The organism is Microvirga ossetica (assembly GCF_002741015.1).
Lineage (GTDB): Bacteria > Pseudomonadota > Alphaproteobacteria > Rhizobiales > Beijerinckiaceae > Microvirga > Microvirga ossetica.
On the sequence record NZ_CP016616.1, the window covers coordinates 2,478,755 to 2,504,710 of the forward strand.

Annotated in this window: 23 protein-coding genes and 1 pseudogene; 13 read left to right on the forward strand and 11 right to left on the reverse strand. The window is 64.4% G+C overall.

All coding sequences use genetic code 11. The annotated features are described in order from the left end of the window. Positions 1-95: 95 nt before the first annotated feature. The 5 genes from dnaN to BB934_RS11625 all read left to right on the forward strand — a co-directional run bounded on the left by dnaN (position 96) and on the right by BB934_RS11625 (position 6,407). Positions 96-1,214, forward strand: a complete 1,119-nt coding sequence (gene dnaN, locus BB934_RS11605) for a DNA polymerase III subunit beta (RefSeq protein WP_099509773.1) — start codon at positions 96-98, stop codon at positions 1,212-1,214. Between the two features lie 265 nt (positions 1,215-1,479). Further along, a complete protein-coding gene (gene recF / locus BB934_RS11610) occupies positions 1,480-2,661 on the forward strand; it encodes a DNA replication/repair protein RecF (RefSeq protein WP_099509774.1) in 1,182 nt (393 codons plus the stop codon). Positions 2,662-2,723: 62 nt separating this feature from the next. Continuing rightward, positions 2,724-3,338 carry a LysE family translocator gene (locus BB934_RS11615; protein WP_099509775.1) on the forward strand — a complete coding sequence of 205 codons (615 nt, stop codon included), beginning with the start codon at positions 2,724-2,726 and terminating at the stop codon, positions 3,336-3,338. A 174-nt stretch (positions 3,339-3,512) separates the two neighbouring features. Further along, positions 3,513-5,939: a DNA topoisomerase (ATP-hydrolyzing) subunit B gene (gene gyrB / locus BB934_RS11620; RefSeq protein ID WP_099509776.1), complete on the forward strand. Its 2,427-nt coding sequence runs from the start codon at positions 3,513-3,515 to the stop codon at positions 5,937-5,939. Between the two features lie 81 nt (positions 5,940-6,020). Further along, positions 6,021-6,407 carry an ester cyclase gene (locus BB934_RS11625; protein WP_099509777.1) on the forward strand — a complete coding sequence of 129 codons (387 nt, stop codon included), beginning with the start codon at positions 6,021-6,023 and terminating at the stop codon, positions 6,405-6,407. 224 nt (positions 6,408-6,631) lie between these two features. Here BB934_RS11625 and BB934_RS11630 read toward each other — a convergent pair whose 3' ends face one another. Continuing rightward, on the reverse strand, positions 6,632-6,814 hold the full coding sequence (locus BB934_RS11630; protein ID WP_099509778.1) for a hypothetical protein: 183 nt from the start codon (positions 6,812-6,814) through the stop codon (positions 6,632-6,634). Positions 6,815-7,057: 243 nt separating this feature from the next. On the opposite strand from BB934_RS11630, the gene BB934_RS11635 reads away from it, so the two are divergent. The 6 genes from BB934_RS11635 (at position 7,058) to BB934_RS11660 (ending at position 13,974) form a co-directional block, all read left to right on the forward strand. Then, the gene (locus BB934_RS11635; protein ID WP_099509779.1) at positions 7,058-7,693 is read left to right on the forward strand and encodes a MarC family protein; all 636 of its coding nucleotides are present in this window, start codon (positions 7,058-7,060) and stop codon (positions 7,691-7,693) included. A 191-nt stretch (positions 7,694-7,884) separates the two neighbouring features. Beyond that, the gene (locus BB934_RS11640) at positions 7,885-9,054 is read left to right on the forward strand and encodes a patatin-like phospholipase family protein (RefSeq protein ID WP_099509780.1); all 1,170 of its coding nucleotides are present in this window, start codon (positions 7,885-7,887) and stop codon (positions 9,052-9,054) included. 32 nt (positions 9,055-9,086) lie between these two features. Further along, a complete protein-coding gene (locus BB934_RS11645; RefSeq protein ID WP_099509781.1) occupies positions 9,087-9,839 on the forward strand; it encodes an acetoacetate decarboxylase in 753 nt (250 codons plus the stop codon). A 302-nt stretch (positions 9,840-10,141) separates the two neighbouring features. After that, a complete protein-coding gene (locus BB934_RS11650) occupies positions 10,142-12,541 on the forward strand; it encodes a bifunctional diguanylate cyclase/phosphodiesterase (protein WP_099512768.1) in 2,400 nt (799 codons plus the stop codon). A 104-nt stretch (positions 12,542-12,645) separates the two neighbouring features. After that, positions 12,646-13,440 carry a bestrophin-like domain gene (locus BB934_RS11655; protein ID WP_237050252.1) on the forward strand — a complete coding sequence of 265 codons (795 nt, stop codon included), beginning with the start codon at positions 12,646-12,648 and terminating at the stop codon, positions 13,438-13,440. 15 nt (positions 13,441-13,455) lie between these two features. After that, positions 13,456-13,974, forward strand: coding sequence for a DedA family protein (locus BB934_RS11660; RefSeq protein WP_099509782.1), 519 nt, complete (start codon positions 13,456-13,458; stop codon positions 13,972-13,974). 11 nt (positions 13,975-13,985) lie between these two features. Here the strand turns inward: BB934_RS11660 and BB934_RS11665 are convergent, their stop codons facing one another. The 7 genes from BB934_RS11665 to BB934_RS11695 all read right to left on the reverse strand — a co-directional run bounded on the left by BB934_RS11665 (position 13,986) and on the right by BB934_RS11695 (position 21,811). Beyond that, the gene (locus BB934_RS11665) at positions 13,986-17,153 is read right to left on the reverse strand and encodes an efflux RND transporter permease subunit (RefSeq protein WP_099509783.1); all 3,168 of its coding nucleotides are present in this window, start codon (positions 17,151-17,153) and stop codon (positions 13,986-13,988) included. Further along, positions 17,150-18,394, reverse strand: a complete 1,245-nt coding sequence (locus BB934_RS11670) for an efflux RND transporter periplasmic adaptor subunit (protein WP_157934136.1) — start codon at positions 18,392-18,394, stop codon at positions 17,150-17,152. Before BB934_RS11670 ends, BB934_RS11665 begins: the two co-directional genes overlap by 4 nt. Positions 18,395-18,424: 30 nt before the next feature. Then, on the reverse strand, positions 18,425-18,736 hold the full coding sequence (locus BB934_RS11675) for a hypothetical protein (protein ID WP_157934137.1): 312 nt from the start codon (positions 18,734-18,736) through the stop codon (positions 18,425-18,427). Positions 18,737-18,850: 114 nt separating this feature from the next. Beyond that, on the reverse strand, positions 18,851-19,318 hold the full coding sequence (locus BB934_RS11680) for a DUF6790 family protein (protein WP_099509786.1): 468 nt from the start codon (positions 19,316-19,318) through the stop codon (positions 18,851-18,853). A gap of 58 nt (positions 19,319-19,376) precedes the next feature. Beyond that, complete coding sequence (locus tag BB934_RS11685) at positions 19,377-19,856, reverse strand: DUF992 domain-containing protein (protein ID WP_099509787.1); 480 nt, start codon at positions 19,854-19,856, stop codon at positions 19,377-19,379. 120 nt (positions 19,857-19,976) lie between these two features. Then, complete coding sequence (locus tag BB934_RS11690; RefSeq protein WP_099509788.1) at positions 19,977-21,353, reverse strand: FAD-containing oxidoreductase; 1,377 nt, start codon at positions 21,351-21,353, stop codon at positions 19,977-19,979. Then, on the reverse strand, positions 21,350-21,811 hold the full coding sequence (locus BB934_RS11695) for a DUF4126 domain-containing protein (RefSeq protein ID WP_099512771.1): 462 nt from the start codon (positions 21,809-21,811) through the stop codon (positions 21,350-21,352). Before BB934_RS11695 ends, BB934_RS11690 begins: the two co-directional genes overlap by 4 nt. 190 nt (positions 21,812-22,001) lie before the next feature. Here BB934_RS11695 and BB934_RS11700 point away from each other — a divergent pair, with 190 nt between their 5' ends. Continuing rightward, positions 22,002-23,687: a sensor domain-containing diguanylate cyclase gene (locus BB934_RS11700; RefSeq protein ID WP_162299157.1), complete on the forward strand. Its 1,686-nt coding sequence runs from the start codon at positions 22,002-22,004 to the stop codon at positions 23,685-23,687. A gap of 137 nt (positions 23,688-23,824) precedes the next feature. On the opposite strand, the gene BB934_RS11705 is transcribed toward BB934_RS11700, so the two are convergent. The 3 genes and pseudogenes from BB934_RS11705 to BB934_RS11715 all read right to left on the reverse strand — a co-directional run bounded on the left by BB934_RS11705 (position 23,825) and on the right by BB934_RS11715 (position 25,196). Further along, on the reverse strand, positions 23,825-24,250 hold the full coding sequence (locus BB934_RS11705) for a DoxX family protein (protein WP_099509790.1): 426 nt from the start codon (positions 24,248-24,250) through the stop codon (positions 23,825-23,827). 10 nt (positions 24,251-24,260) lie between these two features. Next, positions 24,261-24,736 (reverse strand): annotated as a pseudogene (locus BB934_RS11710) (SRPBCC family protein). A gap of 28 nt (positions 24,737-24,764) precedes the next feature. Then, positions 24,765-25,196, reverse strand: a complete 432-nt coding sequence (locus BB934_RS11715; RefSeq protein ID WP_099509791.1) for a VOC family protein — start codon at positions 25,194-25,196, stop codon at positions 24,765-24,767. A gap of 61 nt (positions 25,197-25,257) precedes the next feature. On the opposite strand from BB934_RS11715, the gene BB934_RS11720 reads away from it, so the two are divergent. Beyond that, on the forward strand, positions 25,258-25,956 hold the full coding sequence (locus BB934_RS11720; RefSeq protein WP_099509792.1) for a winged helix-turn-helix transcriptional regulator: 699 nt from the start codon (positions 25,258-25,260) through the stop codon (positions 25,954-25,956).

The window sequence follows — 25,956 nt, forward strand, 5'->3', positions numbered from 1 at the left end:
CGACAAAAGCCAATCTGCTGCCCTGCTTGTCCCGCCCGGAGGCGTCGTCCTTCATGGGATCGGCCAAGAATTTCACCGAAACCAGGTGCTAGGTTATGAGAGTTACCGTTGAGCGCGCCGCTCTGCTGAAGGCGCTGGGGCATGTGCACCGCGTCGTCGAGCGTCGCAACACCATCCCGATCCTCTCGAACGTCCTGTTGCGGGCGGATGAGGGTTCCCTGCGCCTGAAGGCGACCGACCTCGACATCGAGGTGACGGAAACGATCCCCGCCGAGATCACCGAGGCAGGCTCCACCACCGTTCCGGCCTACATGATCTACGACATCGTGCGCAAGCTCTCGGACGGCGCGCAGGTCTCGCTCGAGATGAGCCCCGACATGGGCCAGATGCAGATCCGTTCCGGCCGCTCGCGCTTCATGCTGCAGGCGCTGCCGGAGAGCGACTTCCCCGATCTCGCCGCCGGCGACCTGCCGCATCGCTTCACGCTCACTGCCGCCGATCTCAAGCGTCTGATCGAGAAGACGCAGTTCGCGATCTCGACGGAAGAGACGCGCTACTACCTCAACGGCATCTATCTCCACACAATCGATGCGGGCGGCTCCATTGTCATGCGCGCGGTCGCCACCGATGGCCACCGCCTCGCCCGGGTCGAGATCCCGGCGCCGAACGGTTCGGAAGGCATGCCCGGCGTGATCGTGCCACGCAAGGCCGTGGCCGAGATCGTCAAGCTCGTGGAAGACGGCTCCGAGAGCGTCACCATCGAATTGTCCCCCGCCAAGGTGCGGCTGACCTTCGACGGCGTGGTGCTGACCTCCAAGCTCATCGACGGCACCTTCCCCGATTACCAGCGCGTCATCCCGGCCGGGAACGACAAGGTTCTCGTGGTCGAGCGCGGCGAGTTCTCGAAGGCCGTGGACCGCGTCTCCACCATCTCGTCGGAACGCGGCCGCGCGGTGAAGCTCGCGCTGGGCGACGGACGCCTGACTTTGACCGTCAACAACCCGGATTCGGGCAGCGCGACGGAAGAGCTCGAGGTCGATTACGATGCGGCGCCAATCGATATCGGCTTCAACGCCCGCTACCTTCTCGACATCGCAAGCCAGCTCGACGGCGACACGGCCCTGTTCAAGCTCGCCGATCCCGGCTCCCCCACCATCGTCCAGGACCGCGAAGGCGCCCCCGCGCTCTACGTCCTGATGCCGATGCGGGTGTAAGCCGCTAGAGATTGGTCATCCCGGACGGAGCAGAGCGACGATCCGGGATCGCGAAAACCAGTCTAGCACTGTCATTCCGGGGCCGCGCAGCGAAGCCCGGAATCCATAACCATCGACGTTGCAAAACGAGACACGGCTCCCATCGTCCTTTGTTGAAATGTCATGCTTATGGATTCCGGGCTCGGCTCTACGCGCCGCCCCGGAATGACAGTGCGGAGGATCTCGTGCTTGATCTTTCGCGCCCGCTCCTGAATGAAGGGGGCGCATGTCCTCCTCCCCCGCCGCCGCTTCCCGAATCGCCCGTCTGATCCTCCAGGATTTCCGCACCTATGCGAGCCTGGATCTCTCGGTCGCACGCCCGCTTGTGGCGCTGGTGGGCGAGAACGGGGCCGGCAAGACCAACGTGCTGGAGGCGATCTCGCTCTTCATGCCGGGGCGCGGCTTGCGGCGCGCGGAACTCGCCGACATGGCGCGCGACGAGGGACCGGGATCCTTCGCCGTTTCCGTCACCCTCGATGCGCCTTACGGCGAGCATCGGCTCGGCACGGGAATCGAGCATCAGAATGAAGGCTCCCGCGCCTCGCGGGAAGGGTCCCGTGCCTCACGGGTCTGCCGCATCGACGGCATGCCGGCTTCCTCGCCCACGGCGTTTGCCGAATACCTGCGCGTCGTCTGGCTCACCCCGGATCTCGACGCGCTGTTTCGCGGACCTGCCGGCGACCGGCGCCGTTTTCTCGACCGATTGGTTCTTGCGGTCGATGCGGAGCACGGCACGCGAGTGAACGCGTTGGAGCGGGCGCTGCGCTCGCGCAATCGGGTGCTCGAGGAGAACCCCGACGACCGTCTCTGGCTCGATGCGCTGGAGCGCGAGGTGGCGGAACTTGCCATCGCGGTCGCCGCCGCCCGCCGCGAGACCGTGGAGCGGCTTGCTGCGCTGGTGCTCGAAACCCGCGAGGAGGAATCCCCCTTCCCCTTCGCCACGCTGAACCTGGAAGGCGAGATCGACGCGCTCGTGGCGACGCTTCCCGCCGTCGACGCCGAGGACCGCTACCGGGCGACCTTGCGCGATCACCGCCACCGCGACCGCGCCGCCGGGCGCACCCTCGTCGGCCCCCAGGCCTCCGACCTGCTCGTGCGCCACGGCCCGAAGGATATCCCCGCCAACACCGCTTCCACAGGCGAGCAGAAGGCCCTTCTCATCGGCCTCGTCCTCGCCCATGCCCGGCTCGTCGCCAGCATGAGCGGCATCGCGCCCTTCGTGCTCCTCGACGAGGTCGCCGCTCATCTCGACCCCCGCCGCCGGGCCGGCCTCTACCACGCGCTGGAATCGCTCGGCGGGCAGGTCTGGATGACGGGGGCGGACCCGAGCCTTTTTGCGGAACTTGAGGGCCGGGCCGACGTGCTGCAGGTGTCACCCGGCGTGATCGAACCCATCACAAGAGCTTAATGGCGGGACGGGCCGGTTCGATCTATGCTGACCGGCACCTTGTCGCTCGTCGGTAGAGAACCATGGATCTCGCAGGCCTTCTGCTCTTCTCCTCCGCCCTCTTCATCGCCGCAGCCTCGCCGGGACCGGGAATCGCCGCCATCGTGGCGCGGGTTCTGGGACGGGGCCCGAGGGACGCCATCGCCTTCAGCATCGGCGTGGCCCTGGGCGACGTGGTCTGGCTGACCTTCGCGATTCTCGGCCTCGCCGCCCTGGCCCAGGCGTTCCACGAGGTGTTCCTGGTCATCAAATATGCCGGCGCGGCCTACCTGCTCTACATTGCCTACAAGATCTGGACCGCGCCTGCGGTCGCCAAGGACGTGACGGCGGAGGAGCGAGCCGAGCATCCGGCCAGGCTTCTTCTGGGCGGGCTGGCGCTGACGCTCGGCAATCCGAAGACCATCGTGTTCTACCTCGCGCTCCTGCCCACGATCCTCGACCTGACCCGCATCACCGTGCTGGGCTTTGCCGAACTGGTGGCGGCGACCTTGACCGTTCTGGGCGTGGTCTTTGCGGGCTATATCGTGCTTGCCGCCCGCGCCCGGCAGCTCTTTACGACGCCCAAGGCCATCCGGATCCTCAACCGGACCACCGGCGCCATGCTGGCGGGCGCCGCGGCCGCCGTTGCGTCACGCTGACGGGGACCGCCCTTCGGCCCCGATTCGGCAATTTTTGGTGGATTTTCCGCCCGTTTTTACGCGCGCATATGCGCGCGGGGGTGAAATTTCAACCATTCATCCCTAAATAATTGATCTGACGAATCAAAACCCTGGCGCGCCCTGTCCTTTTCCGCGCGCCTTGAAGGATCCCAAATGGCCGAACCTGCTATCAACGTGAATGCCGATGCCTATGGCGCGGAATCGATCAAGGTGCTCAAGGGCCTTGATGCGGTGCGCAAGCGGCCGGGCATGTATATCGGCGATACCGATGACGGCTCGGGCCTGCACCACATGGTCTACGAGGTGGTGGACAACGCCATCGACGAGGCACTCGCCGGTCATGCAACGGAAGTGACCGTGACGCTCAATGCCGACGGCTCGGTGACCGTCACCGACAACGGCCGCGGCATTCCCACCGACATCCACCAGGGCGAAGGCATCTCGGCGGCCGAGGTCATCATGACCCAGCTGCACGCGGGCGGTAAGTTCGACCAGAATTCCTACAAGGTTTCCGGCGGCCTGCACGGCGTCGGCGTGTCCGTGGTGAACGCCCTCTCCAGCTGGCTCAAGCTGCGCATCTACCGCAATGGCAAGGCGCACGAGATCGAGTTCCGTCATGGCAACGCGGTGGCGCCCTTGGCCGTCGTCGGCGACGCCGAAGGCAAGCGCGGCACGGAAGTCACCTTCCTAGCCTCCACGGATACCTTCACCATGGTGGAGTACGATTACGCCACCCTGGAGCATCGCCTGCGCGAGCTCGCCTTCCTGAACTCGGGAGTGCGCATCATCCTTACCGATAAGCGCCACGCGGAGCACAAGCGCGAGGAGCTGATGTACGAGGGCGGCGTCGAAGCCTTCGTGCGCTATCTCGACCGCGCCAAGACCCCGCTGATCCAGCAGCCGATCCTCATCCGCTCGGAGAAGGACAGCATCGGCGTCGAGGTGGCTTTGTGGTGGAACGATTCGTACCACGAGAACGTGCTCTGCTTCACCAACAACATCCCGCAGCGGGATGGCGGCACGCATCTCGCCGGCTTTCGTGCAGCGCTCACCCGTCAGGTGAACGGCTATGCGGAATCCTCCGGCCTCACGAAGAAGGAAAAGGTTTCGCTCACCGGCGACGATTGCCGCGAGGGTCTGACCGCCGTCGTGTCCGTGAAGGTGCCGGATCCGAAGTTCTCGTCGCAGACGAAGGACAAGCTCGTCTCGTCCGAAGTGCGTCCCGCCGTCGAGAACGTCCTGAACGAGGCGCTCAACAACTGGCTCGAGGAGCATCCGCAGGAAGCCCGGACCCTCGTCGGCAAGGTGGTGGAAGCAGCCGCCGCCCGCGAGGCTGCGCGCAAGGCGCGCGAGCTCACCCGCCGCAAAGGCGCGCTCGACATCGCATCACTGCCCGGCAAGCTCGCCGATTGCCAGGAGCGCGATCCGTCGAAATGCGAGCTGCTGCTCGTCGAGGGCGACTCGGCCGGCGGCTCCGCCAAGCAGGGCCGCAACCGCGCCTTCCAGGCCGTGCTCCCCTTGCGCGGAAAGATCCTCAACGTCGAGCGCGCGCGCTTCGACAAGATGCTGGGCAGCCAAGAGATCGGTACGCTGATCACTGCGCTCGGCACCGGCATCGGCCGCGAGGAGTTCAACCTCGACAAGCTGCGCTACCACCGCATCATCATCATGACGGACGCGGACGTGGACGGCTCGCACATTCGCACGCTGCTGCTCACCTTCTTCTTCCGGCAGATGCCGGAGCTGATCGACCGCGGTTATCTCTACATCGCGCAGCCGCCGCTCTATAAGGCGACCCGCGGCAAGCAGGCGATCTACCTGAAGGACGAACGCGCGCTGGAGGACTTCCTCATCGATGCCGGCATCGACGCCGCAGCTTTGCGCCTCGAAACCGGCGTGGAGTTCCAGGGCGATCAGCTCAAAGGCCTGATAGACGAGGCCCGCCTCGTGCGGCAGGTGCTGAACAGCCTGCACACGCGCTATAACCGCAAGGCGGTGGAGCAGGCGGCGACTGCCGGCGCGCTGCGCCCCGATGTGGTCGACGATCCCGATCGCGGTCCTGCGGCAGCAGCCTATATCGCCCAGCGTCTCGATGCGATCTCTGAGGAGCTCGAGCGCGGCTGGACCGGAGAGGTCCGCGACGGCGGCTATGTCTTCTCGCGCACCGTGCGCGGCGTGACGCAGACCGCAACGCTCGACCAGGCGCTCATCGCCAGTCAGGAGGCCAAGAAGCTCGACGAGCGTGCCAAGTCCCTGCAGGACGTCTATGCCAAGCCGGCAAAGCTCGTGCGCAAGAACGACGAGATGCAGATCGACGGTCCGCTCTCGCTCTTCAACGCGGTGCTTGCCGCGGGCCGCAAGGGCCTGCAGCTCCAGCGCTACAAGGGCCTCGGCGAGATGACCGCACAGCAGCTTTGGGAAACGACGCTCGATGCCGACGTGCGCTCGCTGCTGCAGGTCAAGGTGAAGGACACCACCGACGCCGACGATCTCTTCGTCAAGCTCATGGGCGACGTGGTGGAGCCCCGCCGCGAGTTCATCCAGGAGAACGCCCTCTCGGTGGCGAACCTGGACGTGTAAGCCCGGTTCGCAGTTTTTCGTTAGGCCAAGGGCGGCGCGTCTCTCGCAGGTGCGCCGCCCTTTCATTTCCGGGTAAGGATCATGCTGAAAACCGATCTCTCAGCCCTCTACCGCGACTACATCGCCTGCCTGAACGAGCAGGACTGGCCGAAGCTGAAAAACTTCGTTCATGACGAGGTGTCCCACAATGGTCGGCGGATCGGGATATCAGGCTATCGCGAGATGCTGGAGCAGGACTTTCAGGACATCCCGGATCTTCACTTCAGCATTCTTCTGCTGATGTCCGATCCGCCTTACATCGCGAGCCGGCTGGGCTTCGACTGTACGCCAAAGGGAAATTTCCTTGGCCTCGATGTCAATGGGAAGAGGGTGTCCTTCACCGAGAACGTGTTCTACGAATTCCGGCAAGGAAAGATTGTGCAAGTCTGGTCGGTGATCGACAAGGCGGCCATCGAAGCTCAGATTTAATCACGCATCTCGCCGCCGGGCGCGATGGCGGCCGGCTCTCGGCCTTCGCCTTCGGATCATCGCCATCGTCAGCTCCCGCGCGGGGCGCAGCCGTGCCGGCATGGCCGAGAACGGCCGGCAGCACGCCGGCCGGGGAGCCATCGTGAACAGGTGCCGTACATGCCGTCTCCCATCCCGGAGACCATGCGGGCGTCCGATCATGACGGACCCTGGCCGGCGCAGGCCTATTCCGGCTCGCCGATCTCGTCGGGGAGATCCGGCGATGCAACCATCGAGCCGCGCGGAAGCGGATCTTGCGTGAGCTGCGACTCGACATAGTTCGGCGGGCGGTCCGCACTGCTCGACATGCAGCCCGAAACCAGGGCCGCGATTGTAGCGAGAACCAGGAACGACAGCTTGACTTGCATCGACTTCTCCCTTGTCAGACCGAATTTCTCGATTGTTGGTGGTGCATCGAAGCGGCAGGCTTTGAACTGGTACAGGCTGGCGGGCTCTGGACCCTGTTCGGACGAGTGTGCTCGGCGAGGACACATTCGGTCAAGCTTTTCCGTCCGAGGAAATATGCTGCCGAGCAAAGGACGTTATCGACTTGTGACCGGATGTGAGGCCGTTCATCCTTCGTCTCGGGATCCAGAGGGACACAGCAAGAGATGCTGGAAGATCAAGGCCTGCTGCTGAACCAGTTCTTCACACTCTGGGCGATGCTCGACCCGATCGGGCATCTGCCGCTGTTCTTAGGGGCCACGGAAGAGCTCGCGCGCCAGGAACGACGCCGGGCAGCGGCTCTCGCCGTCGTCATCGCCTTCTGCATTCTCATCTTCTTCGGCGTGGCGGGCCAGTTCCTGCTCCACGCCATGGGCATATCGCTGCTGTCCTTCCAGATCGCAGGTGGGATCATCCTGCTCCTGTTCTCCATCTCCATGGTGCTGGGAGAGCCCCGATCCGGCGCATCATCTCCGGACGAACCGGGCAACAACGCGTTGAGGGTCGCCATCTATCCCCTGGCGACGCCGATCATTGCCGGTCCGGGCTCCATGCTGGCGATCATCATCCTCACCGACAATCACCGATTCACGCTTCCCGAGCAGGTCGTCACCTACGGCGTCCTCGCCGCAGTCCTGACCTTGATGCTCGTCGTCTTTCTGCTGGGCAACGCGATCGGCAGAATCATCGGTCATGGCGGCGCCAATGTCATCCGCCGCATCATGGGGGTGATCCTCGCGGCTCTGTCCGTCAACCTCATCGTCAGTGCCCTGGCGCAATGGCTCAAGCTGCCTCCGATCTGACAGAGTGCGGGTGGGCGCAGGCAAGTGGTGCCTCCCAAGAGCCATTGCGGTGCATGCCCTCTCGTGTCAGTCTCGTGGGGTCACCCCTACGACCTGTGTTGCCCTTCATGCCGATCGCTCATCACGAACGGACCATCTGAGCGCTGGACCCTGATCGGCGCGGGCGGTCCTTCGTTCTTGTGAGGTTTTTCATGACGACGAGAACCGGGGTCAGGCCCGTCACCGAACGCCCGCAATTCGAGCGCCTCGCGCTGGTGCTCCAGGGCGGCGGCGCTTTGGGCGCGTATCAGGGCGGGGTCTATCAGGCGCTGGCCGAGGCGGATCTGCACCCGAACTGGATCGGTGGCATCTCGATCGGGGCGATCAATGCGGCGATCATCGCCGGCAACCCGCCGAAAGAGCGCGTTGCGCGCCTGAGAGCATTCTGGGAGCGCATCACCGCGCCGCCGCCATGGATGCCCTCGATCGGAACGTCGATGCTGGGTGCCCTCGAATTCGGCAGCGAGTTCCTCCATACCCTCGTCAACCAGACGCAGGCCTGCACGACGCTCATGAACGGGGCGCCCGGCTTCTTCTTTCCGCGGCAGCTCCCTCCCTTTCTCGGCTCCGCGAATATCGAGACCAACAGCTTCTACGATGTCGGCCCGCTACGGGAGACGCTGGAGGAGCTGGTGGATTTCGACCGCATCAATGCGCAGGAGACCCGCTTCGCCATCGGAGCCGTGAATATCCGCACGGGCAATCTCGAATTCTTCGACAATGCCGAACGCACTCTCGAGCCGGAGCACATCATGGCGAGCGGTGCGCTTCCCCCAGGCTTTCCCGCCGTCCAGGTCGGCGGAGACTATTACTGGGACGGGGGGCTCGTCTCCAACACGCCGCTGCAATGGCTGCGCGATTCCAGGCCGCGGCAGGATTCGCTGGTGTTCCAGGTCGATCTCTGGAGCGCCAGAGGCGAGATCCCGCACGACCTCGTCGGCATCGACCTGCGGCAGAAAGACATCCGCTTCTCGAGCCGCACCCGCAAGAACACCGATCAGTTCAAGCAGGAGCAGCGCCTGCGCCGCGCCGCCCACCGGCTGCTCCAGTTGGTGTCGGACCAGGACCTGCTGAACGCCGATTCCGAAATGGCATTGCTGCGGGCAAAGGCCGACGAAACGGTGCACAACATCGTCCACCTGATCTACCGCGCCAAAAGCTACGAAGGCTCGTCCAAGGATTACGAGTTCTCGCGCGAGACCATGGAGGAGCACTGGTCCGCGGGCTACGAGGACACCGCACGCACTCTGCGCCATCCCGATATTCTGAAGCGGCCTGTCACGCCGGACGGGGTTGCGACCTTCGACCTCTCCGAGCCCTGATCCACCATGCCGACCGACCTCATGAGGAAGCCATGAAGATCTCCGACGTTCGCGATAAAGCCTTCGCCATGCCGCTCAACGACCCGGCCTATCCGAAACCGCCCTATCGCTTCTACAACCGGGAATTCGTCGTCATCACCTATCGCACCGATCCGGAGGTGCTGCGCGCCGTGGTGCCGGAGCCGCTCGAGGTCATCGGCGACACCGTCGCCTATGAGTTCATCCGCATGCCCGACTCGACGGGCTTCGGCGACTACACCGAAACCGGACAGGTGATTCCCGTGCGCTTCACCACGCCGTCCGGCGAGGTGCAGGAAGGCGGCTACGTGCATGCCATGTATCTCGACGACAACTCGCCGATCGCCGGCGGACGCGAGATCTGGGGCTTTCCGAAGAAGCTCGCGAGCCCCAAGCTCGCGCACGAGCAGGAGACGCTCGTCGGCACCCTGCACTACGGATCGGTGCTCTGCGTCACCGCCACGATGGGCTACAAGCATCGGGAGATCGATCTCGCGACGATAGCCAAGGGCATGGCCAAACCGGCCTTCATGATCAAGATCATCCCGCATGTGGATTGCACGCCGCGGATCTGCGAACTCGTCCGATACTACATGGAGGACGTGCAGCTGAAGGGCGCCTGGACCGGGCCTGCCGCGCTGCAGCTCTTCGAGCACGCCATGTGCGACGTCGCCCGCCTGCCGGTGCGCGAAGTCGTCTCCGCGAGCCACTACATCGCCGACCTCACCCTCGGCCTTGGCGAGGTGGTCTACGACTACCTGAAATAGGATATCGCGCGTGCCTCGATATCCGCATACGAACCGTTAACCTTTTGAACGGACCGGGCGCCGAGGCGCAGCGTCTTGCGTTGACTCGCCATGCCCATCGCAGAATAGTTCGGCGCTAAGAACAAAAACCAAAGATGGCGGATTGGACGTCGCTCAAGAGACGCCGGTCCAAAGGCATGATGCTGCTCCGCCATACCGGTGCGAACCCGGTATATTTCCCATGTGCCATTTTCAGGATCGAAGCTTCGAATCGAACCGCCCTGCGCCGGGCCGTCTCGAGGACGGAGGCGTTAAGGTTTGTCATGCTGACGGTCTATAACTGCATCGTTGAGGAGCACGACCTCCGGCTCGTTGCCCTGGCAGCACTGGTGTGCGGTCTTGCATCCCTCACGGCAGTTCATCTTCTCCACCACGCACCCCGATCCGTGGGCAGCCGGCAGGGCCTTTGGCTTGGGATCGCTGCCATCTCCACCGGGTTCGGCATCTGGGCAACGCATTTCATCGCGATGCTGGCCTTCGCTCCCAGCCTGCCCACGGGATACAACGTCGCGCTGACGATCCTGTCCCTGCTGGCCGCCGTCTCCCTGACAGGTGTCGGATTCTGCGTCGCTCTCATGCCCGGACGTGTGTGGGCAGGTCTCGGGGGGGCCGTTGTCGGAGGCGGCATCGCCACGATGCACTACACCGGCATGGCCGCCTTCGAAGTGGCCGGCACCATCGCGTGGAATCCCGTACTGGTCATCGTCTCGATCCTGCTCGGTGCGCTCCTCGGCGCTCTCTCCCTGTTCACGGGTCTCAAAGGCCATACGATGCGCCGGAAATTGATCGGCGCGGGACTGCTGACGCTGGCGATCTGCAGCCACCATTTCACGGCCATGGGTGCTGCAGCGATCACGCCCGATCCCAGCATCGAACTTTCGTCTTTGGCCCTTCAGTCCGAATGGCTTGCCATCGGCGTGGCCTTCATCAGCTTGGTCATCCTCCTGCTCGCCGTCGCAGCCTTGAGCCTCGACCTGCGGGAGCGACGGCGCGAAGCGCTCGAGATGGAGCGAATGCGGGACCTCACCGACGCAGCTGTCGAGGGCCTCGTGCTCTGCAAGGGAGAGACCATCGTCTCCGTCAACCAGAGCTTCGCACGGCTTGCAAATCTGGCCCCGGAGCAGATCTGCGGACGGGAACTGGCCGCCTGCCTGCCGAACGCCAAGAGGCGCGAAGCGCTTTTTGCGGTTGCCGGACAAGCCATCGAAGCCGATCTGCTGGACGGTGACGGAACCTTGATTCCTGTCGAGCTGATCACGCGGCAGATCACCTATAACGGCGAGTTGCACAATGTCGTGGCGTTCCGCGACCTGCGCGACCGCCGCAATGCCGAGGCGCAGATCCGCTATCTCGCGCATCACGATCCGTTGACCGGGTTGGACAACCGCGCGAGTTTCGACCAGCGGCTCAATCGCGAGATCAAGCTGCATCGCAGAACCAGCCAGCAGCTTGCTTTGCTCTGCCTGGACCTCGACGGCTTCAAAGACGTCAACGATCTCTACGGACATTCGGCGGGAGATCAGCTGCTTCAGCACATCGCCCAGCAGTTCTCGTCCGTCCTGGCCGAAGACCACATGCTTGCGCGCCTCGGCGGCGACGAGTTCGCCATCATCGTTCCGCAGGCCACCGATCCCGCCCAGGTCGGACAGCTGGCTGAGAGCTTGCTGAAATCCCTCAAGGGCCCTGATACGGACAAGACGCCCGCCGGCGTCGTCTCGGTCAGCATCGGCATTGCCCTGTACCCGTCCGACGCACGGGACCGCACGGAGCTTCTCTCCAGCGCCGACACCGCTCTCTATCGCGCAAAAGCCGAAGGGAAAGGCGCCTATCGCTTCTTCGAGGCGGGGATGGGAGCGCAGATCCGCGAACGCCGCAGCATCGAGCACGACCTGCGGCATGCCATCGACAACGACGAGCTGCGTCTGGTCTTCCAGCCGCAGGCGCAGGTCGACACCGGCGAGGTGCTCGGCTTCGAGGTTCTGCTGCGCTGGACCCATCCGGTGCGAGGCAGCGTCTCACCGTCCATCTTCATCCCCATCGCCGAAGAAAGCGGGCTGATCCTGAAGATCGGCGAATGGGTCCTGCGCGAGGCCTGCCGGGAGGCCGTCGGATGGATGCGCCCGCTCAATGTCGCCGTCAACGTCTCGGCCCTGCAGCTGAGCAGCGACGGCTTCGTCGAACTGGTGCGCAGCATCCTCGAAGAGACGGGCCTTTCATCCAAGCGGCTCGAAATCGAAATCACCGAGACGGCCCTCATCCGCGATCCCAACCGGGCGCTTCTGGCTCTGCAGAAACTCAAGACGCTCGGCGTCAACATCGCCATGGACGATTTCGGCACCGGCTATTCGTCGCTGTCCAATCTGCAGGCTTTTCCGTTCGACAAGATCAAGATCGACAGGTCCTTCATTCAGGCCGTCCACACCAAGCCGCAGGCTGCGGCCATCGTCCGGGCCGTCCTCGGCCTCGGCCGAGGTCTCGGGCTTCCGGTCATCGCCGAAGGCGTGGAGACGGCCGAAGAGCTGAGCTTCCTCGGCCTCGAGGGATGCACCGAGGCTCAGGGCTATCTCGTCGGTCATCCGGCGCCGATTCATGAGCTGAGCTCGCTGATCTGCGACAACATCGTCGCGCTTCCGAAACCTCTTCTTAGAGCTGTGGCGGAGTGAGAGCGCGTGGCGCAGGCGCCTGAGGCCGGCAGGGTTCCGAGACGCAACCGGTCGTTCCCGCCCGTCCTTTCGAGACCTTGACGCGGATGGGCTGAAGCCCCCTAATGCCTGACGCGCAAGGATCGGAGGATGCAGGCCTGCTCATGAATTCCGTGGTGGTCAGCCTGCTCACCTTCTTCGCGATCTTCTGCGGCGCCCTGCTCGGATTGGGGCTCTCCCGCCAGCTTCCCACGAATCATCTGAGCGTCGAGTCGCGAACGGCCGTCTCGGTGTCCATGGCCGTGGTGGGCACGCTTGCGGCGCTCGTGATCAGCCTGATGATCAGCACGGCCAATACGGCGTTCAGCGCCCGGACCAACGCGATCACGACATTGGCGATCGATATCGTCAAACTCAACCGGGTCCTGGTCCGATATGGCCCCGACGCCTCCGGCATCCGAGACGAGCTGCGCAAATACGCTGAGGCGAAGGCATATGAATTGTCCATGGGCCGCAGCGACGATCGTTTGAGCCTCGACAACCTCTATATGCTCGAGGCCATCAACGACCGGGTCGCCGAGTTGCGTCCCGGCGACGATCGGTTGCGCATGATCCAGTCGCAGGCCCTGCAGCTGATCGATGCGATCTCGGATGCGCGCTGGATTCTCGTGGAGAGGACAAGCGTTTTCACCCCGCCTCCCTTTCTGATCCTCGTCATCTTCTGGCTGTCTCTGCTGTATGCGAGCTTCGGCCTTTTCGCTCCCAGCAACAAGACCGTAATCACCATCCTGCTGTTGTCCGCGCTGGCCATCTCCGGAGGGATCTTCCTGATCCTCGAGCTCGGCTCTCCGACACGCGGATTGATCCGGGTCTCCGTTTCTCCGATATCCGATGCCATCGCCGAAATCGAAGCGCGCTGACGAGAGCGATATCCGATGAGCCTGTTCCAGGAGGCGCTTGCATGGATCGAGCCGGCCATCGTGAGCTATGGCGCCTTCGCCCTGTTCCTGATCATCTATTTCGAGTCCTTCGGCGTTCCGCTTCCGGGCGAAAGCGCACTGATCGCCGCCGCTCTTCTGGCGGCCCGTGGTGACCTTGCCATCGTGCACGTCTTCCTCGCCGCCTGGATGGGCGGCGTGCTCGGCGACAGCACGGGATACCTGATCGGCCGCTTCGGCGGACGCCTGCTGCTCCAGCGTTTCGGATCGCTGGTCAAGTTGACCCCGGAGCGTCTGGCTAATGTGGAGGCGATGGCTCGGAAGAGAGGTTTCGTCATGGTCCTGACCGCCCGGTTCGTCGTGCTGCTGCGGCAGCTCAATGGACTCGTGGCCGGATCGGTCGGCATGCCGTGGAGCCACTTCGTCGTCGCCAATGCCCTCGGCGCTTCGCTCTGGGCGGGCTTCTGGACGTTCGGGCCCTATCTCTTCACCGACCTGTTCCACAAGATGGTGTAAAGCCCAGGCGATCAGGCCGCTTCGCCGCTCGAAGCAGGCCGTGCGTCGGCTGCCGCTTTCGGCTCGTCGGGCACCCCGAAGGCCTTGTCGCCCATCCACTGGAACATGACGTAAAGGCCCGGAACGACGAGAATGCCGAAGAGCGTTGCCGCCACCATGCCGCCCAGCACCGTAAAGCCCAGATGGATGCGGCTGTTAGCGCCCGCACCCGTCGCGATCACGAGGGGGACAAGACCGATGATGAAGGCGATGGCGGTCATCACGACGGCGCGAAAACGCATTCCGGCCGCAGCCAACGCCGCGTCGTAACGGGTCTTTCCGGCATCCCGCTGCTCATGCGCGAACTCCACGATAAGGATCGCATTCTTCGCCGACAGCCCGATCAGGAGCACGAGGCCGATCTGCGTATAGAGATCGTTGCCGAGACCCAGGACCGTGACGGTCAGAACAGAGCCGAGAACGGCGATCACAATGGAAGTGACTACGGCAAGCGGCACCATCCAGCTCTCGTAGAGGCCGACAAGGAACAGATATCCGAATATCAACGCGAGGGCGAAGATGAGAGCGGTGCCCGCCCCGGTTTGGCTGGCCTCCTGGAAGGAGAGCCCCGACCAGTCGAAATTGTAGCCGGAAGGGAGCGTCTTATCGAAGGCGGCGGTCATGGCTGCCATCGCATCGCCCGAACTGTAGCCGGGTGCGGAATCGCCGGAGATCTGGGCCGACGGGAACTGGTTGTACCGGTAGACGAGATCGGCCCCGAGCTGCGTGCGGATATCGGCAACGGTTCTCAACGGCACCATCGCCCCGCTCCTGTTACGGACGTAGAGGCGGGAGATGTCGCTGACCCGTGAACGGAAGGAGGCATCCGCCTGAATGTTGACCTGGAACGTCCGGCCCAGATAGTTGAACTGGTTGACATAAAAGGACCCGAGCATCGCCTGCATCGTCGCGAAAAGATCGCCGACGGACACACCGAGGCTCTCGGCCTTTACGCGGTTCAAGTCCATGAAGAGGCGGGGAACCGATGCCGAATAGGTCGAATAGGCGTGCGCGATGCGCGGGTCCTGGTTGGCGGTGGCGATAACGGAGCGCAGCGCGATGGCAAGATCCTCCGGCGTTTGATTGCCCACCGCCTCCAGCCGGAAATCGAACCCGCCCGAAGCACCGAGTCCTGGAATGGCCGGCGGCGGGAAGGGCGTGACATTGGCTCCGGGCAGCGCTGCATATTCGCTGCGGAGCTTCTGATAGATCGCCCCGAGGCTCGTCTCGGCGCTGGTCCGCTCCGACCAGGGCTTGAGGACCACGATGCCAAGACCGCTGCTCGATGAGGGCGCACTCGTCAGAAGGCTGAAGCCGGAGACGGTGATGACATTGGCCACGCCCGGGAGCGAGCGCGCAATCGAGTCCACCTCGCCCATGATCGCTTCCGTCCGCGGCAGGGCGGCAGCGTCCGGCAGCTGGACGTCGACGAACATGACGCCTTGATCCTCGCTCGGAAGAAACGAGGTCGGCAGCCGGATGAAACCCAGCGCCGCGGCGGCGCCCGCGACGAGGACGATCAGCCCCGCCACCACGGACCGGCGCGCGATCAGTCCGGCAATACCGACATAACGATGCCGGATCCGGTCGAGACCGCTGTTGAACAGGGCGAAGGGACCGCTCGTGCGATGCTTGGGCGGCCTTAAGACGACGGCACAGAGCGCAGGAGAGAGGGTCAGCGCATTCACGGCCGAGATGGCGACCGCCGCCGAGATGGTGACGGCGAACTGCCGGTAGAGTTCACCGGTGATGCCGGGAAGAAAGGCGACGGGCCCGAACACCGCAAACAGCACGAGAGTCGTCGAGACGATGGGACCCGTGACCTGCTCCATGGCCCTCAGCGCGGCCTCGCGGGGGGAAGCCCCCTCCTCTTCCATGATACGCTGCACGTTCTCGACGACCACGATCGCATCGTCGACCACAAGGCCGATGGCGAGCACGATGGCGAACAGGCTGATCGTGTTGGCCGAATAGCCGGCGATCTGGAAGATCGCGAAGACGCCGATCAGCGACACCGGAATCGTCACCGCGGGGATGATCGTGGCGCGCAGGTCCTGGAGGAAGATGAAGACGACCAGCAGCACGACGATGGCCGTCAGCCCCAATGTCTCGGCGATCTCCTTGATGGAGGCGGACACGAACAGGGTCGAATCGTAGATGACTTCCGCCTTGAGGTTCGGGGGAAAGCGGCTCTGCAGCTGCGCCAGCTGCGTGCGCACCTGCCTGGCGACGCTCAGCGCATTGGCGTTGGGAAGCTGGTAGATCGCCAATGTCGCTGCCGGCACCCCGTTGAGTCGCGAGGTTTGATTGTAGGATTGTGCGCCGAGCTCGACCCGTCCGATATCGCGGATGCGCACGACGGCGCCATTGCCGCCGGATCGCAGCACGATGTTCTCGAACTCGGACGGTTCGAGAAGCCTGCCCTTCGTTTCGACCGTATACTGGAGGACCTGGTCGGAAGCGATCGGCGCGCCGCCGATCTGGCCGAGCGAGGCCTGGATGTTCTGCCCCTCGATGGCCGCCGCCACATCGCCGGGCGTAATCGAAAGAGCCGTCATCCTGTCGACGTCGAGCCAGATGCGCATCGAGTAGTTGAGAGCGCCGAACAGGGTCGTCGATCCGACGCCGGGCACCCGCGCCAGCGCCGGCTGCAGGTTGATGCTCGTGTAGTTGGAGATGAAGATCGGGTCCTGGGACGGGTCGTCGGAAGAGACGTTGATGACGGCCAGCATGCTGGTCGATTGCTGCTGGACGTTGACGCCGAGGCTGTTGACGATGGCCGGAAGCTGCGACGTGGCCAGGGCCACCCGGTTCTGGGTGTTGACCTGGGCGAGGTCGGGATCGGTGCCGAGCGCGAACGTCACCTGGAGCGAGTATGTGCCGGAGGACGAGCTCGTCGACGACATGTACATCATGCCCTTGACGCCGTTCACCTGCTGCTCGATCGGCGCTCCCACCGTCTGTGCGATCGTCGAGGCGTCGGCCCCCGGATACGAGGCGCTCACCTGAACGACGGGCGGCGTGATGTTCGGGTATTGCGCGACGGGGAGCGTGAACAGGCTCAGAAGGCCGGCGATCGTGATGACGAGGGAGATGACGATGGCCAGACGCGGCCGCGCGATGAAGACACCCGAAATCATCGGCGGGGTCCCGCAGGATCCGGTGCTGCGGCCGCGACCGGCTGCACCACGATTCCCGGACGGGCTTTCTGGATGCCGTCGACGATGACGGTTTCGCCCTCCTGCAATCCGCTCTCGACCGCATAACCGGTATCGGTGCGGATGCCGGTCTTGATCGGACGCTTCTGGACCCGGTTGTCCTTGTCCACGAGATAGACGTAAGGCCCCTGGTCGTCCCTCATGATGGCCGATTGAGGCACGTTCGGAAGCATTTGCGGACGCCCGATCTGCACCGTGACGGACACGAACTGGCCGGGCAGGAGGAGGTTGTCCGGGTTCTCGAACACGGCCCGCACCGCGACCGTGCCGGTCGAGGGATCGATCTGATTGTTGATGAATTCGATCTTTCCGGACTTCCCGTAATCGGTGCCATCGGGCAGGAGAAGATGCGGTGCGAACAGATCGAACGGGTTCGCGGCTGCGCGCCCGTCCGGTCCGGACAGATACTTCATGAGAGCGACGTAGTCCCGTTCCGGGATCGAGAAGACGACACGGATCGGCGACATCTGGACGATGGTGGCGAGCACGCCGGTGCTGGGGGAGACGAGATTGCCGATTGTGACCGCGGACTTACCGATGCGGCCGGCAATCGGAGCCATGACGGTCGTGTAAGAGAGGTTCAAGGTCGCGGTGTTGATCTGCGCCTGCGCCGATTGAATCTGCGCCTTTGCCTGCTGCACGGCGGCGGCGGCCTCGTCCCGCTGGGCGGTTGCCTGGTCGAGAACCGCCTGCGAGGCGAATTGCTGCCGCGCCAGAGTCGTCTGGCGATCGAGCTCGGCCTGCCTCGCCGTCAAGGTCGCCTGCGCGGATGCGAGCTGCGCCTCGGCCGATGCGAGCCCCGCCTTGGACTGGTCGAGCGAGGCCTGATACGGCCCCTGCTCGATCTGATAGAGCATCGTTCCCGCTTCGACGAAGCTGCCCTCGGCGAAGGCCACCTTGTCGAGAAAGCCCTCCACGCGGGCTCTCAGCTCGACCTGCTGGGTCGCCTCGACATTGCCGATGAAATGGACGCGGTCGGTGACGTCCTGCGCACGAATCGGCGCAACGACGACCGACGGGGGCGGTCCCGCCGGCTGGGCCGAAACGGGGCTATGAGGGGTGCAGCAGCCGAGCAATATCACGACGGCCAGAAGCTTCCACGATCGCCGGCCCTGGAGAGACAGGGCCTCGGGACTTCGAGCCGGAAACGGCAATGGAGCCATTGTCATCGCTCCGGCACGGCCCCTCGCGCCTCACATCGGTTTCGCGCTAGCGCCGAATCGGAGGCATTCGAGGATGTCCACATAGCTCGGGCCGCCGCCGACCTGAGTCTCATCGATGCAGCGATCGCGAAGGCTTGCCGCGAAGGTTCCCCATTGCCTTTCGATTTCCGCCCGCGCGCTTCTTTCGTCGGCAATGCATTGCTGCACGGTCTGGATCTGCGAACCGCCCACCGCCTTCATGGCGGCCTCGCAATTCCGGGGGGTATCGAATTCGGGAAGTGTATCGGCCACGCCGATCGACAGCGAAGCGATGAGGGAAAGCACTGGTGGGATGATGGACATCGAACCGTCCTTTGATGCGAAGAGCATGCTTCGGAGGGGCACCGTACGATTTTCCTATCCTGCCATTCAGCGCCCTAGGATTCAATAGCGTCGAACTTGGGAACATCGTCCGGTTCAAGCGCGCTGAAGGAAGATTGCGGCAATCGCGATGCCGACGATCAGCGCGACAAGCAGGTCGGTCACCATCGCGATGGTCTCTTCACGCGTGCGATTCTTCGATGCGATGTGCTTGAGGCCCGCCAGGCCGAGATAGAGCCCGCCTGCCACACCGCTTGGGACCAGCCAGTTTGGGACCGCTAGCGACAGGATGCCGATGAGGCCCATGGACAGATTGCCGAAGCCGATCTCGGTGACGAGTTTTTCGGCCTCGGGATCCTTGATCTTGAAGATCGTCACGGCGGTGAAGGACGGTTGCAGGACCTGGCGTATGCCCGCCATAAACAGGCGGATTCCGACGGCCCAGAACACGAACCATTTCCCGACAAGCGGCAGGGTGATTGCGCTTCCGGCCAGGGTCATGTCGAGCAGGATGGAGACAATGGGAAGAACAACCGCCAATCCCAGGACGCTGACAAGATACATTGGACCTCCAACGGACCTCAAAACGCCGCGACCGTTGTCCATCGAAGCCGGAGGAGCCTCAGCTCGCGGGCCTCAACTCGATGGTTCGGACTCCCGCGGCGATGTTGACGCCGACCTCGCCCTCGACCGAGACCGGTTGGAGCGAGAACGCTCGACCGGTTCCACCGATGAGCACGCTGGCACCGGCCCCGGGACCGAAAGCGGCATCCGCGGCAACGCCCGCATAGGTTCCGGCAAGCGCGCCGGCGGGAATGCCCTGCGTTTCGGCTGCAACGGCCCAGACGAGATGTCCTCTCGCAACGCCGCCGAGTTCGATGCCGTATTCGTTGATGGTTCCCGTATATCTTTCGACGGGGCCGCCGCCCGTGCGCCGGAACGTGCATGTCATCGATTGCCTCTGCATCAGGATCAGACCGATCCCGGCCGAAAGATCGCATGACAGCAGGCCGACCTGCGCGGCCGCGCGCGTGTCGGCAGGAGATGCGGCGGCGAGTACGGCGAGAACGGGAACGGTTGTTACAAGATGACGCAATGCCATGGCAAAAACCTCCGGTTCGAATGTCCTACTTCATGATGTGATGCACGCTCCAGCTTACCCGCTGAGAGATTTTTGCAAGGTACTCTTAAGGATAAGCTTGCAAGGCGTCGCGTGAACGTCTCAGATCGCGGGCTTCAGGTCGCCCAGAACGGTCGGGATCAGTTCCGAGACGGTCGGGTGGATCGGCACCGCCCATTGCAGCGTCGGATAGGCTGTCTTGGCATTCATCATGTCGAGTACGCCGTGGATCGCCTCGTCGCCGCCGGTTCCCAGGATCGCGGCCCCGAGGATCTCCTTCGTCTCGGCATCGGCGACGACCTTCATGAAGCCTTTCGTCTCGTCCTTCTCGATCGCACGCCCGACCCGCGTCATGGGGCGCTTGGAGACGAGAAGCCTGCGGCCGCTCTTGCGGGCTTCCGTCTCCGTCACGCCGACGCGGCCGAGCGGCGGGTCGATGTAGAGCGCATAGCCGAGGATCCGCTCGCTGACGCGGCGCGCGGCGCCGTCGAGCAGGTTGGCGGCGACGATTTCGTAATCGTTGTAGGCGGTGTGCGTGAAGGCGCCGCGGCCGTTGCAGTCGCCGAGCGCCCAGATGCCGGGCACGGTCGTCGCAAGCGACTCGTCCACGACGATGTTGCCGCGCGCATCAGTCGTTACGCCTGCCTTGTCGAGATCGAGATCGTCGGTGTTGGGCCGGCGTCCGACGGCAAGCAGCACATGCGAACCGACGACGAACGGATCGCCGGAGGTGCAGTCGACATCGACCGCGACGCCGTCCGCATGCGGCTTGAAGCCGATGCAGGTGGCATTCGTGCGGATAGCGATCCTCTCGGCGGAAAGGATGTCGCGAATGGCCTCCGAGACATCCTCGTCCTCGCGGGCGATCAGGCGCGGCCCCTTCTCGACGATGGTGACCTCCGCGCCGAAGCGGCGGTACATTTGCGCGAATTCAAGGCCGATATAGCTGCCTCCGACCACGACCAGATGCCGAGGAACCGCATCGAGCTGAAGGATCGATGTGTTGGTGAGGTAGTCGACCGTGCCGACGCCCGGCATGTCGGGAACGCTGGCCCGGCCGCCCACATTGAGGAAGATGCGCGGCGCCTGCAGCAACTCGTCTCCGACGCGCAGCGTGTCCGGCCCCTCGAAACGGGCATGGCCCACGATCACGGTAACGCCGTCCATGCCGCGCAGCCATGTCTCCAGATTCGTGCGCGCATTCGTCGAGACGGTGTCGGCGCGGGCCTTGACCTTTTTCATGTCGATACCGACCGGGCCGGTCGCGATCCCGTAATCCGCGCCCCGTCGCGCGAGATGGGCGGCGTAGGCGCTCGCCACCAGCGTCTTGGTCGGCATGCAGCCGGTGTTGACGCAGGTCCCGCCGATCAGCTTACGCTCGACGACGGCGACCTTCATGCCAGCCGCAACCAGCCGTGCGGCCAGCGAAGGCCCCGCCTGTCCGGCGCCGACGACGATGGCATCGAAGGTTTGCGTCATGGCAGCGCTCCCACGATCAGCACCGCTCCGAGAATCGCGACAGCATCCTCGATCAGGGCGGCGGGACGGTCCTTGCCGAAGGCGGCGGCGAGACGCGCGCGGCCCTCCGCTCCTCCCAATGTCCCGATGATACCGCCGAGTGCGCCGGCAACAAGGCCGCCGAGGAAGGAACCGCCCTGCACCGCGATGGCGCCGCCGCACAGGCCGCCCATGATGATCCTGGTGGCGAAAGGCATCAGCGTCTTGCGGCTCGGCGTGGTGGGAAGCTGATCGCCGATCAGTTCGCCGATAGCGAGGACCGTCATGATCCATGGCGTCCACCGATAGCCCAGAAAGGCGAGCCAGGTTCCTTCGAGATTGAGGAGGCCGAGAGAGGCCGCCCAGCTGATGGCTGCCGGCGCCGTCATCGCACGCAGGCCGGCTATCACTCCGATCAGGAGCGCCAAGACATAGAGGATCATCGCTCTTCCCCGCAATCGCGCGAAGCTTGCATGGCCAAGCTGAATTTTTCAATCCTGCCCGGAATCGCCGCCGGGAGACCCCAACCATAACTTTCCGCGTAATAGGGTGACACGCGCAAGCTTATGCCGATATAAGGCTCACCGTTTCGGTTCTCATCTCCCTTGGCGAACGGCTTTCATGATAGCGATGCGGCATTGGTCTCTCCGGCAGCAGGTCACTCTGCTGGTCGGCGTGCTGTGTCTGGCCCTCGTCTGCATCCTGGCTGCGGGGGCGGCTTACATCGCCCAGAGCCGGGTCCGGCAGATCGTCATGGAGAACGAGACCCAGGATGCGGTTCTCACCGCGAGCCTTCTCGACCGCGGCATGTTCGAGCGGTTCAGGGAAGCCCGCAATCTGGCCGCCATGCCGCCCCTGAAGGACATCTGGGCCGGTGATCCGGCGGTGATCCGTCAGGTGCTCGAGCAGCTGCGGACCTCCTATCCCGATTACGCCTGGATCGGATACGCGACGCCCGACGGGACGGTCCGCGCGGCGACGAAGGGCATGCTCGAGGGGCAGTCGGTCCGTGAGCGTCCGTGGTTTCAGGACGGGCTCAAGGGGCCGGCCGTCGGCGACGTGCATGAAGCGAAGCTCCTCGCCACTCTTCTGGGGCCTGCGCCGAACAACGAGCCCTTCCGCTTCGTCGACGTGGCGGCGCCCGTGCGCGACGAAACCGGTCGCGTCATCGGCGTGGTCGGCGCCCATCTGAGCTGGACCTGGGCCGAAGAGCGGCGGCGGGCCGTGCTCGGCAGCCAGAGCCTATCCGGCGGAAAATCGCTCTGGATCCTCTCCGGCGACGGCACGATGTTGCTCGGGCCGGATATCGGCAGCAAGCCGTTTCCGGAGGAGCGCGTCCGCGCCATGCGCCAAGCCACGGCGGGGGCCTTCGAGGATCCGTCGGGCACGGAGCCCATGCTCACCGGCTTCGCCGTCGCGGGCGGCTACCGGGATTATCCGGGCCTCAACTGGATCGTGATTGCACGCCAGCCGGACAGCGTCGCCTTCGCGGCGACCAAGGGCATCGTCTGGACGATCATGGGCCTCGGTCTCGTCATCGCTCTGATCGGACTCATCTGCGCCCGCTTCATCGCCAGGGGCGTCGCACGCCCCTTGCAGACCATCATCGAGGCGGCCGACAAGATCGGTCGCGACCCGACGATCTCGCAGGTGCCCCGCGTTTCCGGGTCGGCGGAAATCGTCAGGCTCTCGGCGGCACTCCGCTCGCTTCTCCGGCGGGCCGGCGCGGCAGAGCAGCAGGTGATCGAGGCGTCGTCGCAGCATGAGAAGGACAAGATGGCCCTGCGCCAGCTTGCTGAGACGGATCCCCTGTCGGGCCTGCTCAATCGGCGCGGCTTCGCGCTGCTCGCCGATGAGGCCTTCGGCCTGCATCGGCGCCACGGGCATTCCCTCGCCGTGCTGCTTCTCGACATCGACTTCTTCAAGGCGGTCAACGACACCTATGGGCACGCGGCCGGCGACGTGGTGATCCAAGCCATCGGAACCGCGCTGAACGGAACCCTGCGCGCCACCGACAAGATCGCCCGCTTCGGCGGCGAGGAGTTCATCGTCCTCATCCACGAAGTGGACGAGACCGGGATCATCACCGTCGCCCAGAACCTGCGCCGCGCCGTCGAGGCGCTCGCGATCGCGTACCAGGACCGGACGCTGTCGGTGACCGTCAGCGTCGGCGGCGCCCTGGCCGGGCCCGACGACCGGGATATCCAGGACGTGATCGAGCGCGCGGACGACGCGCTCTACAAGGCCAAGGCCGCCGGGCGCAACCGCGTGACGATCGACGGGCTGCAGATCCAGCTCGCCTCCGCGGTCGCCTGAGAGGCGACCTTTGGGAGCAACCGGCGAGGCGCTAGCGCATCGTGCGGACCCGAAGGGCCGCGTTCAACGATGCGCTCTTCAAGGAGTGGAGCATCGGATTGGATCCCAAAAGTGGGTCCACTTTTGGGTCCGATGCTCTAGCGCGCCATCGGCAGCAGAGCCCGCACACGCGGATCGCGCAGCCAGAGACCTCCCCACAGGATGATGCCGAGATAGACGCCGAACAGGGTGTGGCTGAACAGGGGGGAGCCCACCCGCATCTGGGTGGCGACGGCGCCGCCGAGATAGGCCGTGATCAGGATCGCGCCGAGCACCGAGGTGCGCGGATAGGCATAGAGCAGGGCGGAGGCGATCAGCACGATGCCGAGCGCACGCCAGGTTGTGGCGTCGGTCGGCCAGCCGAGCGGGATGACCGTATCTGTCACCACCTGAAGCGGAACCAGCTTGATCGCTCCGTCGAACAGAAGAAACAGAACGACGAGGCCGCTCAGGATTCGTCCGGTCCAGACGATGGCACCTTTCGACTCCGCCGGTGCGGTTGCCATGTGCTGCGCTGCCGTCATCGCATCCTCCTCACGCTGCCGAGGCTGCGGACCGGCCTTCGGCCAGATCCGCCAATTGGCCTGCCACGATGCCCCAGCCCTCGTGAAAGCCCATCTCCTCGTGCTGCTTCATGGCCTCCTCGCTCCAATGCAGCACGCGGGCGGTGTAGCGCGTGCCCGAGCCTTCGGGTTCGAAGGTGATGATGGCGACCATGAATGCCTCCTGCGGAATCCAGCCCGGCTTGAGGGCATCGGTCATGACGATCCTGCGGTTGGGCACGACCTCCAGGAACACGCCGCCATGGGGCATGTCGGTGCCGTCGGGCGAGCGCATCACCGTGCGGGCGCTGCCGCCGGGACGAAGATCGAATTCGACGACAGGCGTCGTGTAGGGGCGAGGCGCCCACCATTCGCCGGTGCGCTCGGTCCAGACCTTGAGACGGCTTCCGGCGAGGCCGCGATGAAACGCGTGATCGAGAGTTCGTGCTTGGCGTTTGGGTCGGTCATGTCTCTGCTCCCTGGAAGCTCTCTTCACTCACGCAGCGGTGTTGGCGCCCATGGCCTCCTGCGCGGCCGCCAGATCCATCCACATGATCTCCCAGATGTGGCCGTCGGGATCCTCGAAGCTGCGGCCATACATGAAGCCGTAATCCTGCTGCGGACCCGGATCGGCCTTGCCGCCGGCAGAGGTCGCCTTGGCGAGCGTCGCGTCGACCTCGTCGCGGCTGTCGGCAGAGAGGCAGATCAGCACTTCGCTCGTCTTCTTCGCGTCGGCGATCGCCTTGGGCGTGAACTGGCGGAACTTCTCGTGGGTCAGAAGCATCGCATGGATGGTCTCGGAGAAGACCATGCAGGCGGCGGTATGGTCGGTGAACTGCTCGTTCTTCACGGCGCCCAAGGCCTCGTAGAAGGCAATGGACTTGGGAAGGTCGGCAACGGGCAGGTTCACGAAGATCAGCTTGGGCATCGGGCTCTTCCTCTGGCTTGTGATTTGACATTGATTCCACGGAAAGTTATAAATAGCAACTATGCCGTTAGAAAAAATAACTGAACCTGCTGAGGCCCGCACCAAGCGTCATTACGAGGACGCCTGCGCTGCGGCTCACGCCCTCGACCTCGTCGGCGAGCGCTGGGCGCTCCTGGTGATGCGCGAGCTGATGCTGGGCCCGAAGCGCTTCAGCGACCTGCGCGAGAGCCTTCCCGGGATCAGTGCCAATGTCCTCACCCAGCGCCTCGAGAGCCTGGAAGCGGCCGGCGTTCTCCTCAAGCGCCGGCTGCCGCCGCCGGCGGCCTCGCAGGTCTACGAGCTGACCGAGTGGGGCTATGAGAGCGAGCCGATCTTCCAGGCTCTCGGACGCTGGGCCGCGCGCTCCCCGTCGCACAACCCGGCCCTGCCGTTCAGCGCCGCCTCGTTCTTTCTCTCGCTCAGGACGATGCTCGATGCGGAACGGGCGAAGGATGTTGCAGGAAGGATCGGCTTTTGCCTCGGCGAAGAAACATTCCTCGCGCATCTGGCCGACGGGAAAATCGAGATCGCACGCGGCTCCATCGAGGAAGCAGACTTGGTTCTCACCGGCACGCCGCCGGTTCTCGCCGGCGCGATCTATGGCGGCCAGCCGCTCGAGGTGCTGGAACAGGCCGGCGTGCTCCAGGTCGAGGGCGACCGGGCGTTGGCGAAAACGTTCACCGGTCTGTTTCCGCTTCCCGCTAAAGCCTCCCTCACCTGA